The organism is Xanthomonas sp. 60, from assembly GCF_011761925.1.
In genome coordinates this window covers 396,753-417,573 of record NZ_JAASQW010000001.1, presented here as the reverse complement: position 1 = coordinate 417,573, position 20,821 = coordinate 396,753, and the positions used below count along the sequence as shown (strand labels likewise).

16 protein-coding genes and 5 tRNA genes are annotated in these 20,821 nt (G+C 64.3%); all 21 read right to left on the bottom strand.

The features are described 5' to 3' along the window. Positions 1 to 71: 71 nt before the first annotated feature. The gene (gene rpsG / locus FHY09_RS01885) at positions 72 to 539 is read right to left on the bottom strand and encodes a 30S ribosomal protein S7 (RefSeq protein WP_166923601.1); all 468 of its coding nucleotides are present in this window, start codon (positions 537 to 539) and stop codon (positions 72 to 74) included. An 11-nt stretch (positions 540 to 550) separates the two neighbouring features. Further along, on the bottom strand, positions 551 to 925 hold the full coding sequence (rpsL, locus tag FHY09_RS01880; protein WP_166923599.1) for a 30S ribosomal protein S12: 375 nt from the start codon (positions 923 to 925) through the stop codon (positions 551 to 553). 262 nt (positions 926 to 1,187) lie between these two features. After that, positions 1,188 to 5,432: a DNA-directed RNA polymerase subunit beta' gene (gene rpoC / locus FHY09_RS01875; protein ID WP_166923597.1), complete on the bottom strand. Its 4,245-nt coding sequence runs from the start codon at positions 5,430 to 5,432 to the stop codon at positions 1,188 to 1,190. A gap of 89 nt (positions 5,433 to 5,521) precedes the next feature. After that, positions 5,522 to 9,676, bottom strand: a complete 4,155-nt coding sequence (rpoB, locus tag FHY09_RS01870; protein WP_166923595.1) for a DNA-directed RNA polymerase subunit beta — start codon at positions 9,674 to 9,676, stop codon at positions 5,522 to 5,524. A 331-nt stretch (positions 9,677 to 10,007) separates the two neighbouring features. Further along, positions 10,008 to 10,376: a 50S ribosomal protein L7/L12 gene (rplL, locus tag FHY09_RS01865; RefSeq protein ID WP_166923592.1), complete on the bottom strand. Its 369-nt coding sequence runs from the start codon at positions 10,374 to 10,376 to the stop codon at positions 10,008 to 10,010. A 63-nt stretch (positions 10,377 to 10,439) separates the two neighbouring features. Beyond that, entirely contained in the window at positions 10,440 to 10,979 is a 540-nt protein-coding gene (rplJ, locus tag FHY09_RS01860; protein WP_166923590.1) for a 50S ribosomal protein L10, read from the bottom strand. A 386-nt stretch (positions 10,980 to 11,365) separates the two neighbouring features. Further along, positions 11,366 to 12,064, bottom strand: coding sequence for a 50S ribosomal protein L1 (rplA, locus tag FHY09_RS01855; RefSeq protein ID WP_166923588.1), 699 nt, complete (start codon positions 12,062 to 12,064; stop codon positions 11,366 to 11,368). 4 nt (positions 12,065 to 12,068) lie between these two features. Next, entirely contained in the window at positions 12,069 to 12,497 is a 429-nt protein-coding gene (gene rplK, locus FHY09_RS01850; protein WP_166923586.1) for a 50S ribosomal protein L11, read from the bottom strand. Between the two features lie 218 nt (positions 12,498 to 12,715). Beyond that, positions 12,716 to 13,279 (bottom strand): transcription termination/antitermination protein NusG, encoded by a 564-nt coding sequence (nusG, locus tag FHY09_RS01845; RefSeq protein ID WP_166923584.1) that lies wholly within the window; start codon positions 13,277 to 13,279, stop codon positions 12,716 to 12,718. A 10-nt stretch (positions 13,280 to 13,289) separates the two neighbouring features. Beyond that, on the bottom strand, positions 13,290 to 13,703 hold the full coding sequence (secE, locus tag FHY09_RS01840; protein WP_166923582.1) for a preprotein translocase subunit SecE: 414 nt from the start codon (positions 13,701 to 13,703) through the stop codon (positions 13,290 to 13,292). A 48-nt stretch (positions 13,704 to 13,751) separates the two neighbouring features. Next, a tRNA-Trp gene (locus tag FHY09_RS01835) sits at positions 13,752 to 13,827 on the bottom strand. Between the two features lie 106 nt (positions 13,828 to 13,933). Then, positions 13,934 to 15,124 (bottom strand): elongation factor Tu, encoded by a 1,191-nt coding sequence (tuf, locus tag FHY09_RS01830; RefSeq protein WP_166923580.1) that lies wholly within the window; start codon positions 15,122 to 15,124, stop codon positions 13,934 to 13,936. 39 nt (positions 15,125 to 15,163) lie between these two features. After that, positions 15,164 to 15,239 (bottom strand) — tRNA-Thr (locus FHY09_RS01825). A 54-nt stretch (positions 15,240 to 15,293) separates the two neighbouring features. Continuing rightward, positions 15,294 to 15,367, bottom strand: a tRNA-Gly gene (locus tag FHY09_RS01820). Between the two features lie 35 nt (positions 15,368 to 15,402). Continuing rightward, a tRNA-Tyr gene (locus tag FHY09_RS01815) sits at positions 15,403 to 15,488 on the bottom strand. A gap of 136 nt (positions 15,489 to 15,624) precedes the next feature. Then, complete coding sequence (locus FHY09_RS01810) at positions 15,625 to 16,665, bottom strand: isoaspartyl peptidase/L-asparaginase (protein ID WP_166923578.1); 1,041 nt, start codon at positions 16,663 to 16,665, stop codon at positions 15,625 to 15,627. A gap of 370 nt (positions 16,666 to 17,035) precedes the next feature. Continuing rightward, positions 17,036 to 18,127 (bottom strand): redox-regulated ATPase YchF, encoded by a 1,092-nt coding sequence (gene ychF / locus FHY09_RS01805; RefSeq protein ID WP_166923576.1) that lies wholly within the window; start codon positions 18,125 to 18,127, stop codon positions 17,036 to 17,038. A gap of 106 nt (positions 18,128 to 18,233) precedes the next feature. After that, the gene (gene pth, locus FHY09_RS01800) at positions 18,234 to 18,812 is read right to left on the bottom strand and encodes an aminoacyl-tRNA hydrolase (protein ID WP_166923574.1); all 579 of its coding nucleotides are present in this window, start codon (positions 18,810 to 18,812) and stop codon (positions 18,234 to 18,236) included. Positions 18,813 to 18,892: 80 nt separating this feature from the next. Next, a complete protein-coding gene (locus FHY09_RS01795) occupies positions 18,893 to 19,516 on the bottom strand; it encodes a 50S ribosomal protein L25/general stress protein Ctc (RefSeq protein WP_166923571.1) in 624 nt (207 codons plus the stop codon). Positions 19,517 to 19,633: 117 nt separating this feature from the next. Then, complete coding sequence (locus FHY09_RS01790) at positions 19,634 to 20,593, bottom strand: ribose-phosphate diphosphokinase (RefSeq protein ID WP_042614861.1); 960 nt, start codon at positions 20,591 to 20,593, stop codon at positions 19,634 to 19,636. Positions 20,594 to 20,733: 140 nt separating this feature from the next. Then, positions 20,734 to 20,810: transfer RNA gene (locus FHY09_RS01785), tRNA-Gln, on the bottom strand. Positions 20,811 to 20,821: the final 11 nt, after the last annotated feature.

The following is a 20,821-nucleotide window of genomic DNA, read 5'->3' as shown; positions in this document are numbered from 1 at the left end:
CGTGACCCTTCCGGGGCCACGGGGCAGCACTCAGATGGTGCTGCCCTGCCTGTTTTGCAAGGCCGTAAAACTTACCAGCGGTAGTGCGCGAACGCCTTGTTGGCTTCGGCCATACGGTGGGTTTCTTCGCGCTTCTTGATGGCGCCACCACGGTTTTCCGCGGCGTCGATCAGCTCGGCAGCGAGCTTCTTCGGCATGGTGTTCTCGCCACGCTTGCGCGCGGAGTCGATCAGCCAGCGCATGGCCAGCGCCATCTTGCGCGAGGAACGCACTTCGACCGGCACCTGGTAGGTGGCACCACCGACGCGGCGGGACTTCACCTCGACCGACGGAGCGACATTGTCCAGCGCCTTCTGCACCAGCTCGATCGAGTTGGGGTTCTTTTCGCTGATGACGTCCATCGCGCCGTAGACGATCTTCTCGGCCACGGACTTCTTGCCGCTCAGCATCACCATGTTGATGAAGCGGGCGATCGTTTCACTTCCGTGCTTCGGATCGGGCAGGACGGAACGCTGGGGAGTATTACCTTTACGCGACATGTGCTCTCTCCTTATGCCTTCGGACGCTTGGCGCCGTACTTCGAACGGGCCTGGCGACGCTTGGCGACACCGGAGGCATCGAGCGAACCGCGAACGGTGTGGTAACGCACACCCGGCAGATCCTTGACGCGACCGCCACGGATCAGGACCACGGAGTGCTCCTGCAGGTTGTGGCCTTCACCACCGATGTAGGAAATCACTTCTTCCTGGTTGGTCAGGCGGACCTTGGCAACCTTGCGAAGCGCCGAGTTCGGCTTCTTCGGAGTGGTGGTGTAAACGCGCGTGCAGACGCCACGGCGCTGCGGGCACTTGTCGAGCGCCGGCGAGGCACTCTTGTAGGTGGTCGCTTGCCGCGGCTTGCGGACCAGCTGGTTGATCGTCGCCATCAGTAGGTTCTTCTGATTGGGGCCAGAAATCTGGCCAGAGATGCGGAAATGTTAAAGCAGGCCAAAATTCTGGCCTGCTGAGACAGACGATTGTAGCAACCTGTCGGAAACGCAGTCAAACGCGCTCCTGTCAAGCCCCTCCCTGATCCTGGGAAGTTACCGGGGGGCCTCCATGTACCCCGTTCAGACCGGTCGGCGGGCGTTCCGGCCCACGTTCCGTTGTTGCCGGCGCGTCCGGCCCTGCGGCCGGACGCCCTGTTTCTTACTCGTCGGCGCCCTGCTCGGCTTCGACAGCCGGCGTGGCGGCCGGTGCCGCGGCAACCGGTTCAGCGGCAGCCACGACCGGGGAGCCGGCCAGCGTCTGCATTTCCGAATCGGTCAGACCGCTGGCGTTGCGGCGACGGTTGGCGTGATACGACAGACCGGTGCCGGCCGGGATCAGACGACCGACGATGACGTTTTCCTTCAGGCCGCGCAGGTTGTCCTTGGTGCCGCGAACGGCCGCCTCGGTCAACACGCGGGTGGTTTCCTGGAAGGACGCGGCCGAGATGAACGATTCGGTGGCCAGCGACGCCTTGGTGATGCCCAGCAGGACCGGATCGTACTGCGCCGGCAGCTCGCTGCGGGCACCGAGGCGGACATTCTCCTCGATAACGCGCTGACGTTCCACCTGTTCGCCATTCAGGAACTTGCTGTTGCCCTGGTCGGTGATCTCGACCTTGCGCAGCATCTGGCGGGTGATCACCTCGATGTGCTTGTCGTTGATCTTCACACCCTGCAGGCGGTACACGTCCTGGATTTCCTTCACCAGGTAGGCCGCAAGCGGCTCCACGCCCAGCAGGCGCAGGATGTCCTGCGGACTCGGCTCGCCGTCCACGATGGTCTCGCCCTTGGTGACGTGTTCGCCTTCGAACACGATGACCTGGCGGTACTTCGGGATCAGCTCTTCGTGCTCCGACCCGTCGGTGTCCTTGATGATCAGGCGCTGCTTGCCCTTGGTGTCCTTGCCGAAGCTGATGATGCCCGAACGCTCGGCCAGCACCGCCGGATCCTTCGGCTTGCGGGCTTCGAACAGATCGGCCACGCGCGGCAGACCACCGGTGATGTCGCGGGTCTTGGACGCTTCCTGCGGGATCTTGGCGACCACGTCACCCACGCCGACGGCCGCGCCGTCCTGCAGGTTGACGATGGAACGCGGCGGCAGCAGGTACTGGGCCGGCATGTCGGTGCCCGGGATCAGCAGGTCGTTGCCCTTGGCATCGACGATGCGGATCAGCGGACGCAGGTCCTTGCCCATCGAGCCGCGACGCTTCGGATCGGTGATCTCGCGCGAAGCGAGGCCGGTCAGCTCATCGGTCTTCTCGATGACGGTGACGCCATCGACGAAGTCGATGAAGCGCAGGAAACCTGCCACTTCCGAGACGATCGGGTGGTTGTGCGGATCCCAGTTGGCCACGGTCTGGCCAGCCTTCACCGAGTCGCCATCCTTGGACGCGATCATCGAGCCGTACGGCAGCTTGTAGCGCTCACGCTCGCGGCCGTGCGGATCCAGGACCGAGATCTCGCCCGAGCGCGACACCGCCACCAGCGAACCGTTGGCATGCTCGACCGACTTGAGGTTGTTGAACTTCACCGAACCGGTGGTCTTCACCGTGATGTTGTCCACCGCCGCCGCACGCGACGCCGCACCACCGATGTGGAACGTACGCATGGTCAGCTGGGTGCCCGGCTCACCGATCGACTGCGCCGCGATGACACCGACGGCCTCACCGATATTGACGATGTGGCCACGCGCCAGGTCACGACCGTAGCAGCGGCTGCAGACACCGAAGGCGGACTCGCAGGAGATCGTCGAACGGACCTTAATGGTCTGCACGCCGGCGTCTTCCAGCTTGGCCACCCAGGCTTCGTCGAGCAGGGTGTTGCGGGTGACGATCGGGTCTTCGTCGTTGCCCGGCAGGAACACGTCCTCGGCCACGACACGGCCCAGCACGCGGTCCTTCAAGGGCTCCACGACGTCGCCGCCTTCCACGATCGGGGTCATGGTCAGGCCTTCGGTGGTACCGCAGTCCACTTCGGTGATGACCACGTCCTGCGCCACGTCCACCAGACGACGGGTCAGGTAACCCGAGTTGGCGGTCTTCAGCGCGGTATCGGCCAGACCCTTACGGGCACCGTGGGTGGAGTTGAAGTACTCCTGCACGTTCAGGCCTTCACGGAAGTTCGCCTTGATGGGCGTTTCGATGATCGAGCCATCCGGTCGCGCCATCAGGCCACGCATGCCGGCCAGCTGGCGGATCTGCGCCTGCGAACCACGGGCACCGGAGTCGGCCATGATGTACAGCGAGTTCATCGACTTCTGGTCGATGGTCTCGCCCTTGGCATTGACCACCTTCTCGGTACCGATGGTGTCCATCATCGCCTTGGCGATGCGCTCATTGGTACGCGACCAGATGTCGACCACCTTGTTGTAGCGCTCGCCGGCGGTGACCAGGCCCGACTGGTACTGCTCCTGGATTTCCAGCACTTCGGCTTCGGCCTCGGTGAGGATGCCCTTCTTCTCGTCCGGGATCAGCATGTCGTCGATGCCGATGGAGACGCCGGCGCGGGTCGCGTAGGCGAAGCCGGTGTACATCAGCTTGTCGGCGAACACGACCGTGTCCTTCAGGCCCAGCTGGCGGTAGCTGGAGTTGATCAGGCGGCTGATGTTCTTCTTGGTCAGCTCGGTGTTGGCCAGCGCGAACGGCAGGCCTTCCGGCAGGATTTCAGCCAGCAGGGCGCGACCGATCGTGGTGTCCACGATCGAGTTCCTGTTCTGCTTGTTGCCGTCCTCGTCGGTCACCACTTCGGTGATGCGGACCTTGACGCGCGCGTGCAGTTCCACCACGCGGTTGTCGTAGGCGCGCTTGACTTCGGCGATGTTGGCGAAGGCCATGCCCTCGCCCTTCTTGTTTTCCAGCGAGCGGGTCATGTAGTACAGACCCAGCACCACGTCCTGCGACGGCACGATGATCGGCTCACCGTTGGCCGGCGACAGGATGTTGTTGGTGGACATCATCAGCGCACGCGCTTCCAGCTGGGCTTCCAGCGAGAGCGGCACGTGGACGGCCATCTGGTCACCGTCGAAGTCGGCGTTGAACGCGGTGCAGACCAGCGGGTGCAGCTGGATGGCCTTGCCTTCGATCAGGACCGGCTCGAAGGCCTGGATGCCCAGACGGTGCAGGGTCGGCGCACGGTTCAGCATCACCGGATGCTCGCGGATGACCTCTTCCAGGATGTCCCAGACTTCGGCTTCTTCGCGCTCGACCAGCTTCTTGGCGGCCTTGATGGTGGTGGCCAGGCCGCGACGCTGCAGCTTGGCGAACACGAACGGCTTGAACAGCTCCAGCGCCATCTTCTTCGGCAGGCCGCACTGGTGCAGGCGCAGGTACGGACCGACCACGATGACCGAACGGCCCGAGTAGTCCACGCGCTTGCCGAGCAGGTTCTGGCGGAAGCGACCCTGCTTGCCCTTGATCATGTCGGCCAGCGACTTCAGCGGGCGCTTGTTGGTGCCGGTGATGGCACGGCCGCGACGGCCGTTGTCAAGCAGCGCATCGACCGATTCCTGCAGCATGCGCTTTTCATTGCGCACGATGATGTCCGGCGCGCTCAGTTCGAGCAGGCGGCGCAGGCGGTTGTTGCGGTTGATGACGCGACGGTACAGGTCGTTCAGGTCGGAGGTCGCGAAGCGGCCACCGTCCAGCGGCACCAGCGGACGCAGGTCCGGCGGCAGCACCGGCAGCACGGTCATGACCATCCACTCCGGGCGGTTGCCCGATTCCAGGAAGGCTTCGATCAGCTTGATGCGCTTGGTGAGGCGCTTGAGCTTGGTCTCCGAACCGGTGGCGGCGATCTCCTCGCGCAGGCGGGTCATCTCCGACTGCAGGTCGATGGTGCGCAGCAGCTCGTAGACGGCCTCGGCGCCCATGGCGGCGTCGAAGTCATCGCCGTGCTCCTGGCGGGCCTGCAGGAACTGCTCTTCGGTCAGCAGCTGGCGGCGCTCCAGGGCGGTCAGGCCCGGCTCGGTCACCACGTAGGCTTCGAAGTACAGCACGCGCTCGATGTCGCGCAGGGTCATGTCCAGCATCAGGCCGATGCGCGACGGCAGCGACTTGAGGAACCAGATGTGCGCGACCGGCGAGGCCAGGTCGATGTGGCCCATGCGCTCGCGGCGCACCTTGGCCAGGGTCACTTCGGTGCCGCACTTCTCGCAGACCACGCCGCGGTGCTTCATGCGCTTGTACTTGCCGCACAGGCACTCGTAGTCCTTGACCGGTCCGAAGATCGCGGCGCAGAACAGGCCGTCACGCTCCGGCTTGAAGGTGCGGTAGTTGATGGTTTCCGGCTTCTTCACTTCGCCGAAGGACCACGAACGGATCAGGTCCGGCGAGGCCAGCGCGATCTTGATCGCGTCGAAGTCCAGCGTCTGGCGCTGCTGGTTGAAGAGGTTGAGCAGGTCTTTCATGGTGTTCTCCGAAAGGAGGAATGCTGTGTCGATGGGCTGTCAGGGCACTGCCGGTGGCGCTGCTGCACAGGGCAGCAGCGCCTGCGCGATCAGTTGTCTTCCAGTTCCATGTTGATGGCCAGCGAGCGGATTTCCTTCACCAGCACGTTGAAGGATTCCGGCATGCCGGCAACCATCTCGTGTTCGCCATCGACGATGTTCTTGTACATCTGGTTGCGGCCCTGCACGTCATCGGACTTCACCGTCAGCATTTCCTGCAGGGTGTAGGCCGCGCCGTAGGCTTCCAGCGCCCAGACTTCCATTTCGCCGAAGCGCTGGCCGCCGAACTGCGCCTTGCCGCCCAGCGGCTGCTGGGTGACGAGCGAGTACGGACCGGTCGAACGGGCATGCATCTTGTCGTCGACCAGGTGGTTCAGCTTCAGGTAGTGCATGTAACCGACCGTGGTGTGGCGGTCGAAGGCTTCACCGGTGCGGCCGTCGTACAGCTGGGTCTGGCCACTGCTCGGCAGGTCGGCCAGTTCCAGCATGCGCTTGATTTCCGCTTCGGTGGCACCGTCGAACACCGGCGTTGCCATCGGCACGCCGTCGGTCAGGTTGCCGGCCAGGCGCAGCAGCTCCTCGTCGCTGAACTGGGTCAGGTCGACGTGGGTGGCCACATTGGCGCTGTCGTGGTTGTACACCTCGTCCAGGAACGAACGCAGTTCGGCAAGCGCGGTCTGCGCCTCGAGCATGCGCTGGATCTTGCGACCCAGGCCCTTGGCGGCCCAGCCCAGGTGGACTTCCAGGATCTGGCCGATGTTCATGCGCGACGGCACGCCCAGCGGATTCAGCACGATGTCCACGGTTTCGCCCGAGGCCATGTACGGCATGTCCTCGACCGGCACCACGTTGGAGACCACACCCTTGTTGCCGTGGCGGCCTGCCATCTTGTCGCCCGGCTGGATGCGGCGCTTGACCGCCATGAACACCTTCACCATCTTCAGCACGCCCGGGGCGAGGTCATCGCCGGCGGTGATCTTGCCGCGCTTGTCGGCGAAGCGGCGCTCGAACTCCTTCTCGTGCACCTGGATCTGCTTCTGCGCACGCTCGATGGCTTCGGCAGCGTCCTCGTCCTTCATCCGCAGCATGAACCAGTCGGACTTCTTCAGGCCGTCCAGATAGGCGTCGGTGACGGTGTCGCCCTTCTTCAGGTTGGCGCCGCCATTGACGACCTTGCCGACGATCTGCGTCCGCAGACGGGCGTAGATCGCACCTTCCAGGATGCGGTACTGGTCGTCGAAGTCCTTCTTGACGCGCTTGATCTCCGATTCCTCGATCTGGCGCGCACGCTTGTCCTTCTCGATGCCGTCGCGGGTGAAGACCTGCACGTCGATGACGGTGCCGTCCATGCCCGGCGGCACGCGCAGCGAGCTGTCCTTCACGTCCGACGCCTTCTCGCCGAAGATCGCGCGCAGCAGCTTCTCTTCCGGGGTCAGCTGGCTTTCGCCCTTCGGCGTCACCTTGCCGACCAGGATGTCACCGGCACGCACCTCGGCGCCGATGTACACCACGCCGCTCTCGTCCAGGCGGTTCAGGGCCTGCTCGGAGACGTTCGGGATGTCGGCGGAGATTTCCTCCGGCCCCAGCTTGGTGTCACGCGCCACGCAGGTCAGCTCTTCGATGTGGATCGTGGTGTAACGATCCTCTTCCACCACGCGCTCGGAGAGCAGGATGGAGTCTTCGAAGTTGTAGCCGTTCCACGGCATGAACGCGATCAGCATGTTCTGGCCCAGGGCCAGCTCGCCGATGTCGGTGGACGGGCCGTCGGCCAGCACGTCGCCACGCGCCACCACGTCACCCACGTTCACCAGCGGGCGCTGGTTGATGCAAGTGTTCTGGTTGGAGCGGGTGTACTTGACCAGGTTGTAGATGTCCACGCCGGCGTCGGTGGCGCCGATGATTTCCTCCTCGACGATCTTGACCACGATGCGCGCGGCGTCGACCTGCACCACCTCACCGCCACGACGGGCGTTGACGGTGACGCCGGAGTCGCGGGCCACGGCGCGTTCGATGCCGGTACCCACCAGCGGCTTCTGCGCACGCAGGGTCGGCACGGCCTGGCGCTGCATGTTGGCGCCCATCAGTGCACGGTTGGCGTCATCGTGCTCCAGGAACGGCACCAGCGCCGCAGCGACCGACACGGTCTGCATCGGCGAGACGTCCATGAAGTGCACTTCCGCCGGCGGCTTCAGCAGCGACTCGCCCTGGAAGCGGCACGGCACGAACTGCTCGGTCAGCACGCTGTCGGCATTGGTCAGGGCGTTGGCCTGCGCAATGACGTACTCGTTTTCCTCGATGGCCGACAGGAACTCGACCTCGTCATAGACCTTGCCGTCCACGACCTTCCGGTACGGGGTCTCGAGGAACCCGTATTCGTTGGTGCGGGCGTACACGGCCAGCGAGTTGATCAGGCCGATGTTCGGGCCTTCCGGCGTTTCGATGGTGCAGACGCGGCCGTAATGGGTCGGGTGCACGTCGCGGACTTCGAAGCCGGCGCGCTCACGGGTCAGGCCGCCCGGGCCCAGCGCGGAGACACGACGCTTGTGCGTGACTTCCGACAGTGGATTGTTCTGATCCATGAACTGGGACAGCTGCGAGGAGCCGAAGAACTCCTTGATCGCGGCAGCGACCGGCTTAGCGTTGATCAGCTCCTGCGGGGTCAGGCCTTCGGACTCGGCCATCGACAGGCGCTCCTTGACCGCGCGCTCGACGCGGACCAGGCCCACGCGGAACACGTTCTCGGCCATTTCACCGACCGAACGCACGCGACGGTTGCCCAGGTGGTCGATGTCGTCGACGACGCCGCGGCCGTTGCGGATCTCGGTCAGGACCTTGATCACATCCAGGATGTCCGACGATTCGCCATGGGTGGCGACCAGGCGCTTGGATTCCTCGTCGTTGCGCTCGCCGTAGTACTTGCGGTCGTAGAGCACGGCTTCGCCGGTGGTTTCCTTGCGGCCCACGCGGCGGTTGAACTTCATCCGGCCGACCGTGGACAGGTCATAGCGCTCGAAGGTGAAGAACAGGTTGTGGAACAGGTTCTGCGCGGCGTCCTTGGTCGGCGGCTCGCCCGGGCGCATCATGCGGTAGATCTCGACCAGCGCTTCGAGCTGCGTCTTGGTCGGATCGATGCGCAGGGTGTTGCTCAGGTACGGGCCACGATCCAGATCGTTCACCCACAGGGTGCCCACGGCATCCACGCCGGCCTTGCGGAAGGCCTGCAGCTGCTCGTCGGTGATCTCGTCGTTGGCCTGGGCCAGCAGTTCGCCGGTGGAACCGTCGACCACGTCGTGCGACAGGATGCGGCCGACGATGTACTCGTCCGGCACGGCCAGGGCGGCGATGCCCGAGGCTTCCAGCTGCTTGACGTGGCGCGCGGTGATGCGCTTGCCGGCTTCCACGATGACCTTGTCACCATCAGCCAGGTCGAAGCCCAGGGTTTCACCGCGCAGGCGCTCAGGCACCAGCTCCAGCTGCACGCCTTCGTCCGGATTGATGTGGAACGTGTTGATCTCGAAGAACTCGGCCAGCATTTCTTCGTTGGTGTAGCCGAGCGCGCGCAGCAGGATCGAGACCGGCAGCTTGCGGCGGCGATCGATACGGGTGAACAGCGCGTCCTTCGGGTCGAACTCGAAGTCCAGCCAGGAACCGCGGTAGGGAATGATGCGGGCGCTGTACAGCAGCTTGCCCGAGCTGTGCGTCTTGCCACGGTCGTGGTCGAAGAACACGCCCGGCGAGCGGTGCAGCTGGGACACGATGACGCGCTCGGTGCCGTTGACGATGAAGGTGCCGTTCTCGGTCATCAGCGGGATCTCGCCGAGATAGACCTCCTGCTCCTTCACGTACTTGATGGCCTTGGTCGACGACTCGCGGTCGTAGATCACCAGGCGGACGGTCACGCGCAGCGGTGCGCCGTAGCTCATGCCACGCTGGCGGCACTCGCGCTCGTCGAACACGGGCTCGCCGAGCTTGTAGCCGACGTATTCCAGCGCGGCGTTGCCGCTGTAGCTGGCGATCGGGAAGACGGACTTGAGGGCAGCGTGCAGGCCGTGGTCCGTGCGCTTGGCCGGATCAACGTTTTCCTGCAGGAACTCGCGGTACGAATCGACCTGGATGGCGAGCAGGAACGGCACTTCCAGGATGGCGCGCGACTTGCCGAAATCCTTGCGGATGCGCTTCTTTTCGGTGAACGAATAGGACGTCATGAGGTCTTCCACCTTGTTGTGCGGGCGCGCGCGTGGGCGGCTCCCGAAGGAAACTCGAAATTGTCAGTTGGAAGTCGCTGGTATTGCCGGCACCAGCACGCCTTCTCCCGCTACTTCCAACTGCCAACTTGACTGCATATCGACTTGCTGCCGCCGCGCGAAGCGCGTGCCGGCGAAGGACTGACCGCAGCCCGTGTTGGGCTTTTTCTTCTCACCGCCACCGGGCAGGGCCCGGTACCGCAGCGGTCGTGCAACAACGACCAAAGGCCGGGAGCTTACGCTCCCAGCCTTGGCTGCACCGCCGTGACTCGATGGCGATGCAAGGATCTGCTTACTTGACTTCGACAGTCGCGCCAGCAGCTTCCAGGTCCTTCTTCATCTTCTCGGCTTCTTCCTTGGTCGCGCTTTCCTTCACGACGCCACCGGCTTCGGTCAGGTCCTTCGCTTCCTTCAGGCCCAGGCCGGTGATGGCGCGGACAGCCTTGATGACTTCAACCTTCTTGTCGCCGGCGCTCTTCAGCGTGACGGTGAATTCGGTCTGCTCTTCAACGGCAGCAGCCGGGCCAGCAGCGGCAGCCGCGGCAACCGGAGCAGCGGCGGAGACGCCGAACTTCTCTTCGATGGCCTTGACCAGCTCCATCACTTCCATCAGGGACTTCTCGGCGATTGCTTCGACGATCTGGTCGTTGGTAAGGGACATGATTGATACCTTTGAATTGTTTTCTGGAATTAGGTTCCGTCAGGAACCACGGTAGGTCGAAACTCAGGCGGTCTCGGCGGCCGGCTCGGCAGCGTCGGCGGCGGCTTCGCCACCGTCGTTCTGCTTGTCGCCGATGGCCTTGATGGCACGGGCGAACATCGTGACCGGCTCGGCCAGGACGCGGGCCAGCATGGCCAGGGCCTGGTCGCGGGTCGGCAGCGAAGCCAACACGTCGACGTGGCTCGCCGGGAACACTTCACCACCAATGGCGACGACCTTGGGCTGCAGCTTGTCGTTGCCCTTGGCGAATTCCTTGATCAGGCGACCGGCTGCGCCGGGCTCCTCGAGCGAGAACGCATACAGCAGCGGACCAACCAGCTTGTCCTGCGCGCATGCAAACTCGGTGCCTTCAACAGCACGCGAGGCCAGGGTGTTCTTGACAACTTTCAAGAACACGCCGGTTTCGCGCGCCTGCTTGCGCATCGCGGTCATCTGGGAGACCGTGGTGCCAGCGTATTCGGCTGCGATCAAGGAGTGGGCCTTGGCGGCGACGTCTGCCAGCTCCGCGACTACTTCTTGCTTCTGGGACAGATTGAGAGCCATTGCACTCCTCCAATTGAACTCCGCTTACGGCTCCTGCCGTTTGCGGTCCTGGGCGGCATCCGTCCTGGACACCGGGAACATCGGATTGATGTTCCGGGGGGTGGGCCATTCCAGACCTGGATCCAACCTGGGAAACCCCAGACTTGCATGACCAGAAAAAACTCCAGAAGGGCACCATCTACGCAGGGTGATCGGTGAGGATCGATTAAGCCTTCGTGGACTGCTTCGGCGGCGACTCCCTGCCAATTCGAGCGTCCCTGCCCGTCGCCGACATGCCACGACCGCACCTGCGGTCTTTGACGGCTGCCTCCGGCGGTGGGTTGCCGGGGGTTGCCTTCAAATGAGACGGACACGGGACCCGAGGGTACCGTGCCCGTTTGAAACAATTACTTCAGCGACAGCGACGACTGGTCGACGGTGACGCCCGGGCCCATCGTCGAGCTGACCGACACCTTCTGCAGGTACAGGCCCTTCGAGGTGGCCGGCTTGGCCTTGACCAGATCCATCAGCAGCGCCTGCAGGTTCGACTTCAGCGCTTCGTTGTCGAAGCTGGCCTTGCCGATGGTGCAGTGGATGATGCCGGCCTTGTCGGTGCGGTAGCGCACCTGGCCCGACTTGGCGTTCTTGACCGCTTCACCCGGGTTGGCCGAGACGGTGCCGACCTTCGGGTTCGGCATCAGGCCACGCGGGCCCAGCACGGTGCCCAGCTTACCCACGACGCGCATGGCGTCCGGGGTGGCGATGACGACGTCGTAGTTCAGATCGCCGGCCTGCATCTTCTCGGCCAGATCGTCCATGCCCACGGCTTCGGCGCCAGCAGCCAGCGCTTCATCGGCCTTGGCACCGGCCGGAGCGAACACGGCCACGCGCACGGACTTGCCGGTGCCGGCGGGCAGCACGGTGGAACCGCGCACCTGCTGGTCGGACTTCTTCGCGTCCACGCCCAGACGGACGGCGACATCGATCGACTCGACGAACTTGGCCTTGGCCGTGTTCTTCAGGATCGAGATCGCTTCGTCGAAGCCGTAGGACTTGCCCGGAACGACTGCGGCCTTCAGGGCCTTCTCACGCTTGTTCAGTGCCATCTTCTTAACCCTCCACCACAAGGCCCATGGAACGGGCAGAGCCAGCGATCGTACGCACGGCGGCGTCCAGATCGGCGGCAGTCAGATCCGGTTCCTTCGCCTTGGCGATCTCTTCCAGCTGCTGACGGGTGACCTTGCCCACCTTGTCGGTGTTCGGGCGCTTGGAGCCCGAGGAGATGCCCGCCGCCTTCTTCAGCAGCGTGGTCGCCGGGGTGCTCTTGGTGATGAAGGTGAACGTACGGTCCGAGTAGGCCGTGATGATCACCGGAACCGGCAGACCCGGCTCGAGCTTCTGCGTGGCGGCGTTGAAGGCCTTGCAGAATTCCATGATGTTCAGGCCGCGCTGACCCAGCGCAGGACCGACCGGCGGCGAGGGGTTGGCCTGACCGGCCTTCACCTGCAGCTTGATGTAACCGACAACTTTCTTTGCCATGAGTATGCTCTCCGGGTGCTAGCGCCTTACGACAACAGGCTCCCCATCGGACCGGGAATCACGCGTCCCGGCATCGCGTTTTTGATTACATGCCGAAGGCCACCTTTCGGCGGCCTTCTCTCTGCCAGCTTCCTGACAGGAAGCCGCGCACTATAACAGGGGTTTCCAGCACAGTCCAGCGGGCGACGACGGGCGCCACCCTCCGCGACCACTGCGGATCAGGTCGTCGCCTTCTCGACCTGGCCGAACTCGAGCTCGACCGGCGTGGCGCGACCGAAGATCAGCACCGAAACGCGCAGGCGGCTCTTTTCGTAATTGACTTCTTCGACGACGCCATTGAAGTCGTTGAAGGGGCCATCGGTGACGCGGACCATCTGGCCCGGCTCGAACAGCACCTTCGGACGCGGCTTCTCGATACCATCCTGGACGCGGTTAAGGATCGCCTCGGCCTCGGAATCAGCGATCGGCAGCGGACGGTCCGCAGTGCCGCCGATGAAGCCCAGCACGCGCGAGGTGTCCTTCACCAGATGCCAGCTCTCGCTTTCGATGCGCGGAATGCCGCCCTCGTCATGCGTCTCGATCTGCACCAGCACATAGCCGGGGAAGAACTTGCGCTCGGAGCGGCGCTTCTGTCCGGCGCGCATCTCGACCACTTCTTCAGTGGGAACCAGCACATCGCCGAAAAGGTCCTGCTTTTCCTCGCGGGCAATACGGTCGCGCAGCGCTTGCGCCACGGATTTTTCGAAGCCCGAATAGGCGTGAACAACGTACCAACGCTTCATGGGTTTCTCCTTAGCGGGTCAGGAACCACTCGGTGAGTTTCTGGATGACGAAGTCGAAACCACCCAGCAGCAGGCTGAGGATGATCACAACAACGATCACGACCCAGGTCATCCGGATGGCTTCCTGGCGCGTCGGCCAGACCACCTTGCGCAGCTCGAAGCGCGATTCCGAGAGGAACTCGCGACCCTCACGACCCTTTGCGGTCGTCATGAACACAGCAACGCCACCCGCGAGACCGAGGATGACGGCAAGTGCCCGAATCTGTCCGCCCCACGCGCCCAACTGGGCGGCACGGCCGGAATCGGCGGAGAACCAGAACCAGACGAACAATCCCGCCAGCACCAGCAGGGATGCGATGACGTACTTGAAGATATCCCCACCTGCGGTGGAGGTGTCCTTGGATTGCTCGATCTTGCTGTTCATCCGGCTCGATTTGCTTGTAGCGGCGTCACCGCTGGTGAGGAAGGCAGATGGCACGCCAGGAGGGACTCGAACCCCCAACCTGCGGTTTTGGAGACCGCTGCTCTGCCAATTGAGCTACTGGCGTACGTTGACAAACCTTGCCTTGCCTTAGACGGCGAAGGCGGACCGAGGTTCCCGGCCCGCCATTCGCGCGGCCGGCAGTCCCTGTTGGAGCTGCCGGAAGTGCAGGATTACTTGATGATCTTCGACACCACGCCGGCGCCGACGGTACGGCCACCTTCGCGGATCGCGAAGCGCAGACCTTCGTCCATCGCGACCGGGTTGATCAGGGTGACAACCATCTTCACGTTGTCGCCCGGCATCACCATCTCGACGCCTTCCGGCAGCTTGGCAGCACCGGTGATGTCGGTCGTGCGGAAGTAGAACTGCGGACGGTAGCCGTTGAAGAACGGGGTGTGGCGGCCGCCTTCGTCCTTGGACAGCACGTACACTTCGCCTTCGAACTCGGTGTGCGGCTTGATGGAACCCGGCTTGCACAGCACCTGGCCGCGCTGCACGTCGTCACGCTTGGTGCCGCGCAGCAGCAGACCGGCGTTGTCGCCTGCCTGGCCCTGGTCCAGCAGCTTGCGGAACATTTCCACACCGGTAACGGTGGTCTTGACGGTGTCACGGATACCGACGATCTCGATTTCTTCGCCGACCTTGATCACGCCGCGCTCGATACGACCGGTCACCACGGTGCCGCGGCCGGAGATCGAGAACACGTCTTCCACCGGCATCAGGAACGGCTTGTCGACGTCACGCTCCGGCTCCGGAATCCAGGTGTCCAGCGCTTCGACCAGCTTGATCACGGCCGGCACGCCGATGTCGCTCTGGTCGCCTTCCAGCGCCAGACGGGCCGAGCCCGCGATGATCGGGGTGTCGTCGCCCGGGAAATCGTACTTGCTCAGCAGCTCGCGCACTTCCATCTCGACCAGCTCGAGCAGCTCGGCGTCGTCGACCATGTCGGCCTTGTTCAGGAACACGACGATGTACGGCACGCCGACCTGGCGCGACAGCAGGATGTGCTCGCGGGTCTGCGGCATCGGGCCATCAGCGGCCGAGCACACCAGGATCGCGCCGTCCATCTGCGCCGCACCGGTGATCATGTTCTTGACGTAGTCAGCATGGCCCGGGCAATCCACGTGCGCGTAATGGCGGATGGTGGATTCGTATTCGACGTGTGCGGTCGAGATCGTGATGCCACGTGCCTTTTCTTCCGGCGCGGCGTCGATCGCGGAGTAATCCTTGAACTCGCCACCGAAGCGCTCGGCACCGATCTTGGTCAGTGCGGCGGTCAGCGTGGTCTTGCCGTGGTCGACGTGACCGATGGTGCCGACGTTGACGTGCGGCTTGGTGCGCTCGAACTTACCCTTGGCCATGGCTACTTATCTCGAATTCGTCTGGGGTGGTGCTGGAGATGGTGCTCACGAAAGGAATCGAACCTTCGACCTCTTCCTTACCAAGGAAGTGCTCTACCGACTGAGCTACGTGAGCGAGTTCTGCATTATGGCATGAACTGTCCGACCTTCACAGTTCTACGACGTTCAATGGAGCGGGAGACGGGAATCGAACCCGCACAGTCAGCTTGGAAGGCTGAAGTTCTACCATTGAACTACTCCCGCAACGGGAATTGCCATAACGTCAAACTACGTGAAACTGGTGGAGGGAGGTGGATTCGAACCACCGAAGGCGTAAGCCAGCAGATTTACAGTCTGCCCCCGTTGGCCGCTTGGGTATCCCTCCTTACCGCCCCATCCCGTGCCGCCGAAGCGGTGCGGTGTGTGGTGGTGAGCCCGCAATTCTGCTGATCAGGCGGGGGGCTGTCAACACGTTTTTTCTTTTTTTTCACGCACTGTCGCAAACCCGTTGATACGCAAGGCTATTGCCCCGGCGGTGCAAACGTCTCGTCGTCGAAGATCGCGACATGCGGCACGCCGTCCGCGCCGATCCAGCCCCGGTACATGCCCTGGGTGTTGAACGGGGCCGCCATCGCGCCGTCGGCCGACAGCACGATGGCCCCACCGTCGCCCCCCATTTTGGGAATGAGATCGTTGATCACCGCGCGCCCGGCCTGCTCCGGGCTTTGCCGCTCGAAACGGATCCGCGCGCAGATTTCGTGGGCGGCCGCCGTGCGGATGTAGTACTCGCCCCAACCGGTGCCGGAAACCGCGCACCCGGCATCGGCCCATGTGCCGGCGCCGATGATCGGCGCATCGCCGACGCGCCCATAGCGCTTGTTGGTCATGCCGCCTGTCGAGGTGCCGGCGGCGAGGCGGCCCTGAGCATCCAGCGCCACCGCTCCGACGGTGCCGAAATGCCGCGCGGTTTCCAGATCGGCGTGCGGCCGCCCGGCGACCTCCTCGCGCAAGGCGCGTTGCAGCTGCTGCCAGCGGCGCTCGGTACGGAAATAGGCGGGCTCGACCAGCGTGATGCCCTGCTCGGCGGCGAAGCGTTCCGCGCCCTGCCCGACCATCATCACGTGCCTGGAGTGTTGCATGACGGCTTGGGCGAGCAGGATCGGGTTGCGTACGCGCTGCACGCCGGCCACCGCACCGGCGGCCTGCGTGTGGCCGTCCATCAGCGCCGCGTCCAGTTCGTTGCGTCCGTCATGGGTGAACACCGCGCCCTTGCCCGCATTGAAGGTGGGATCGTCCTCGAGCACGGTGATGGCGGCGGTCACCGCCTGCAGTGCCGGGCGGCCGGCCTGCAGCACCTCATGACCGCGCCGCAGTGCGTCCTCCAGCGCGCGGCGGGCGGCCTGCTCCTCCACGGCGGACAGGTCGCCACGCTGCACGCCGGCACCGCCATGGATGACCAGCAGCGGCGAGGCGGCGTCCGTTGCCGCGGACGATGCGGGCGCTGCCAGCAGCGGCCCGCTCAGAAGGGACAGGACGACAGCCAGGCAGTGGCGCGGGACCATGGCGGGGCACTCCAGCAAAGGGGCCTCCACGCTGCGCGAGACAGCCCGATGACGCAAGTCCCGTCCGGCACGTCACGCTTGCCCACACGCGCCGTGGGCAGGCGCGCGTACAACGTGTGGATAACCCGCCCGCAGCGGTACGGCGCAAGGGTCACCCTGTCGTGGTCATTTTTTCACCACGCCGGACGCGCATGGAGCATGGCGAAAATTTCGCCACCCCACGCCCCCCGTTGCTGCGCGATGCTCACGCCGGCTTATCCACACCTGTTCCGCGCAGTGCTCCACACCGGGTGTGGGTAGCGCCGGAAACGAAAACGCCCCGCACGGGGCGGGGCGTTGGGCCTGCACCGGCAAGCGCCGGTGGCGGCGGTCAGACGTTGAAGCGGAAATGCAGGATGTCGCCTTCCTGCACGCGGTATTCCTTGCCTTCCAGGCGCAGGCGCCCGGCTTCCTTGGCCCCCGCCTCACCCTTGTACTTGATGAAGTCGTCATAGGCGATGGTTTCGGCGCGGATGAAACCCTTCTCGAAATCGGTGTGGATCACCGCAGCGGCCTGCGGTGCGGTAGCGCCCTTGCGTACCGTCCATGCGCGCACCTCTTTCACGCCTGCGGTGAAATAGGTCTGCAGGCCCAGCAGCTGGTACGCCGCATTGATCACGCGGTTCAGGCCGGGCTCGCTCAGGCCGAGGTCGGCCAGGAACGTGTCGCGGTCCTCATCGTCCATCTGCGACAGCTCTTCCTCGATCGCCGCCGACACCGGCACCACGGTGGCGCCTTCCTGCGCCGCACGCGCACGCACGGCGTCCAGGTGCGGGTTGTTCTCGAAGCCATCCTCGAGCACGTTGGCGATGTACATCACCGGCTTGAGGGTCAGCAGGAACAGGTCGCGCACCAGCGCCTTTTCTTCCTCGTCCAGGCCCGCCGTGCGCCCTGCCCGCCCATCGGACAGCGCTGCCTGCAGCTTGGCCAGCACCGGCTTGCGCGCGGCAGCCTCCTTGTCGCCGCCCTTGGCCGAACGCTCGGCGCGGTTGAGCGCCTTCTCCACGCTGTCCAGGTCGGCCAGCGCCAGCTCGGTGTCGATGGTGTCGATGTCCGAGAGCGGATCGACCTTGTTGTTCACGTGGATGACGTCGTCATTCTCGAAGCAGCGCACCACGTGGGTAATCGCATCGACCTCGCGGATGTGCGCCAGGAACTTGTTGCCCAGGCCTTCGCCGCTGGCCGCACCGGCGACCAGGCCGGCGATGTCCACGAACTCCACTGCGGTCGGGATGACCTTCTGCGGATTGATGATCGCCGCAAGCTCGTTGAGGCGCGGATCAGGCACCGGAACGATGCCCACGTTCGGCTCGATGGTGCAGAAGGGGAAGTTGGCCGCCGCGATACCCGCCTTGGTCAGTGCATTGAACAGCGTCGACTTGCCCACGTTGGGCAGGCCGACGATTCCGCATTTGATACCCATGATTGACAACCTTTGGGGTGAAAGTGATTGGCGAAACAGCGCGCACGCCGTTTGGCAAATCAATCTCGACGCTCACCGGACAGACCCGGCGCGACGTCCCCGCGCTTCATTTCGGGGTGTGCAGCCGCTTCATGGCCTCGCTGAAATCGCCCTGCACTGCCAGCGGCAGCACGTCGATCGCATCATCGATGGCGCGCGCCATGAGCACCTCGTCATCCTTCGAGGCACGCCCCAGCACCCACGGCACCACCCGGTCCTTGTGCCCCGGGTGCCCGATGCCCACACGCAGGCGATGGAACTTCCCATGCCCCAGCAGACGGATGGTGTCGCGCAGGCCATTCTGGCCGCCGTGGCCGCCATCGAACTTCAACCGCGCGGTTCCCGGGGGGAGATCCAGCTCGTCGTGCGCCAACAGCGACTCTTCCGGCTCGATCTTCCAGAAACGCTGTGCCGCGGTGACCGACTTGCCACTGAGATTCATGAACGTGGCCGGCTTGAGCAGCCAGACCGGCTGGCCCGCGATATCCACGCGGGCGGTTTCGCCGAACAGCTTGCTGTCCACACTCCAGCGCGCGCCGGCTTTTTCCGCCAGGGCCTCGACAAAATGAAACCCAGCATTGTGCCGGGTCCGGAAATGTTCCGATCCGGGGTTGCCCAGACCGACAATCAGTCGCAGTCCTGCCATTGCCTGTTCCATAGCGCGGTCCGCACGGACCGCCAAACGCAGAACGGCGCCCACCCCGGAGGGCGGGCGCCGCAGAGGCCTTACTCGGCCGCCGGTGCTTCTTCGGCGTCGTCGGCAGCATCTTCCTTGCCGTGCTTGGCGGTGACCACGGCGTCGTCGTGGTCCTTGCCCTGCGCCAGCGCCGGAATTTCCACGCCCTTCGGCAGCTTGATGTCCGACAGGTGGATGATGTGGCCGGCTTCCAGGTTGGCCAGGTCGACTTCGATCGACTCCGGCAGGTCCTTCGGCAGGCAGCTGATGGTCACTTCCTTCACTTCGTGGGTGATCACGATGTCCGACGCCTTGCCAGCCGGCGAGGTGTCTTCGTTGATGAAGTGCAGCGGCACCGAAGCCGTCAGCGTCTCATTCTCGTTCACACGCAGGAAGTCCAGGTGCATGATCAGCTGCTTGAAGGGGTGGCGCTGCATGTCACGCAGCAGCACGCGCTCCACCTTGCCGTCGAGGTTCAGGTCCAGGATGGACGCGTAGAACCACTCGTTCTGCTGCGCCAGCCAGATCTCGTTGTGGTCGAGGCTGATCGCGACCGGCTCGGCGTTGCCGCCGTAGACGATCGCCGGGATCACACCGGCGTGACGCAGGCGGCGGCTCGCACCCTTGCGCTGCAGTTCACGCTTGGTGACCTTGATTTCATGGGTCTTGGACATTTTCTACTACCTGTTGGATGCCGCACCCGGTGGGGTTTGGCGAATGAAGGCACTTCCGCGACCAGAAGTGCCCTTGGGCGTTCCCTGCGATGATGCCGGGAACGAATGCGAAAGCGATCAGTCGACGTAAAGGGAGCTGACCGACTCGCCGAAGGCGATGCGGCGCATCGTTTCGGCCAGCATCTCCGCCACGCTGAGCTGGCGGATCTTGCTGCAGACCCGGGCGGCGTCCTTGAGCGGGATGGTGTCGGTCACCACCAGTTCGTCGAGCTGGGAATTGGTGATGTTGTCCACCGCCGGACCGGACAGCACCGCGTGGGTGCAGTACGCGGCGACCTTGAGCGCGCCGCGCGCCTTCAGGGCAGCGGCAGCGGCGCACAGGGTGCCGGCAGTATCCACGATGTCATCGACCATCACGCAGGTCTTGCCTTCCACGTCACCGATGATGTTCATCACGGTGGACACGTTGGCACGCGGACGGCGCTTGTCGATGATCGCCAGATCAGCATCGTCCAGGCGCTTGGCCACGGCCCGGGCGCGCACCACACCACCGACGTCCGGGGACACCACGATCAGGTTCTCGGTGCCGTAGGCACGCCAGATGTCCGCGAGCAGCAGCGGCGAGGCATACACGTTGTCGACCGGAATATCGAAGAAGCCCTGGATCTGGTCGGCATGCAGGTCCACGGTCAGCACGCGGTCGGCACCGGCGGTGCTGAACATCTTGGCGGCCAGCTTGGCGGTGATCGGCACGCGCGAGGAGCGCATGCGACGGTCCTGGCGCGAGTAGCCGAAATACGGCACCACCGCGGTCACGCTGGCCACCGAAGCGCGCTTGAGCGCGTCGATCAGGACCAGCAGCTCCATCAGGTTCTCGGCGCTCGGCGCGCTGGTCGGCTGGATCACGAAGACGTCCTGCTTGCGGACATTCTCCTCGATCTCGACCTGCACCTCACCATCGGAGAAGTGGGAGACCAGCGCCTTGCCCGGGCGCACGCCCAGTTCCTTGCAGATGTTCTGCGCCAGACGTTTGTTGGCGTTGCCGGAAAAAACCAGCAGGTTGGGCGAGTCTTGCATCATGGGTGTCTCGGGCGGGATCGAGTGGCAGAGAACGGGTGACCGCAGGCGCCCCGGGGGCCCCTGCAGCTGATTTCACCGCGGCGATTTCCACGTCCCGCGCAGACAGCTGCGCTGGTTGGCGCGGACCAAGCCGCAAGTGGCAGGGGCGGGAGGATTCGAACCTCCGAATGCCAGGATCAAAACCTGGTGCCTTGGGCCTCTTGGCGACGCCCCTGCATCGTTGAA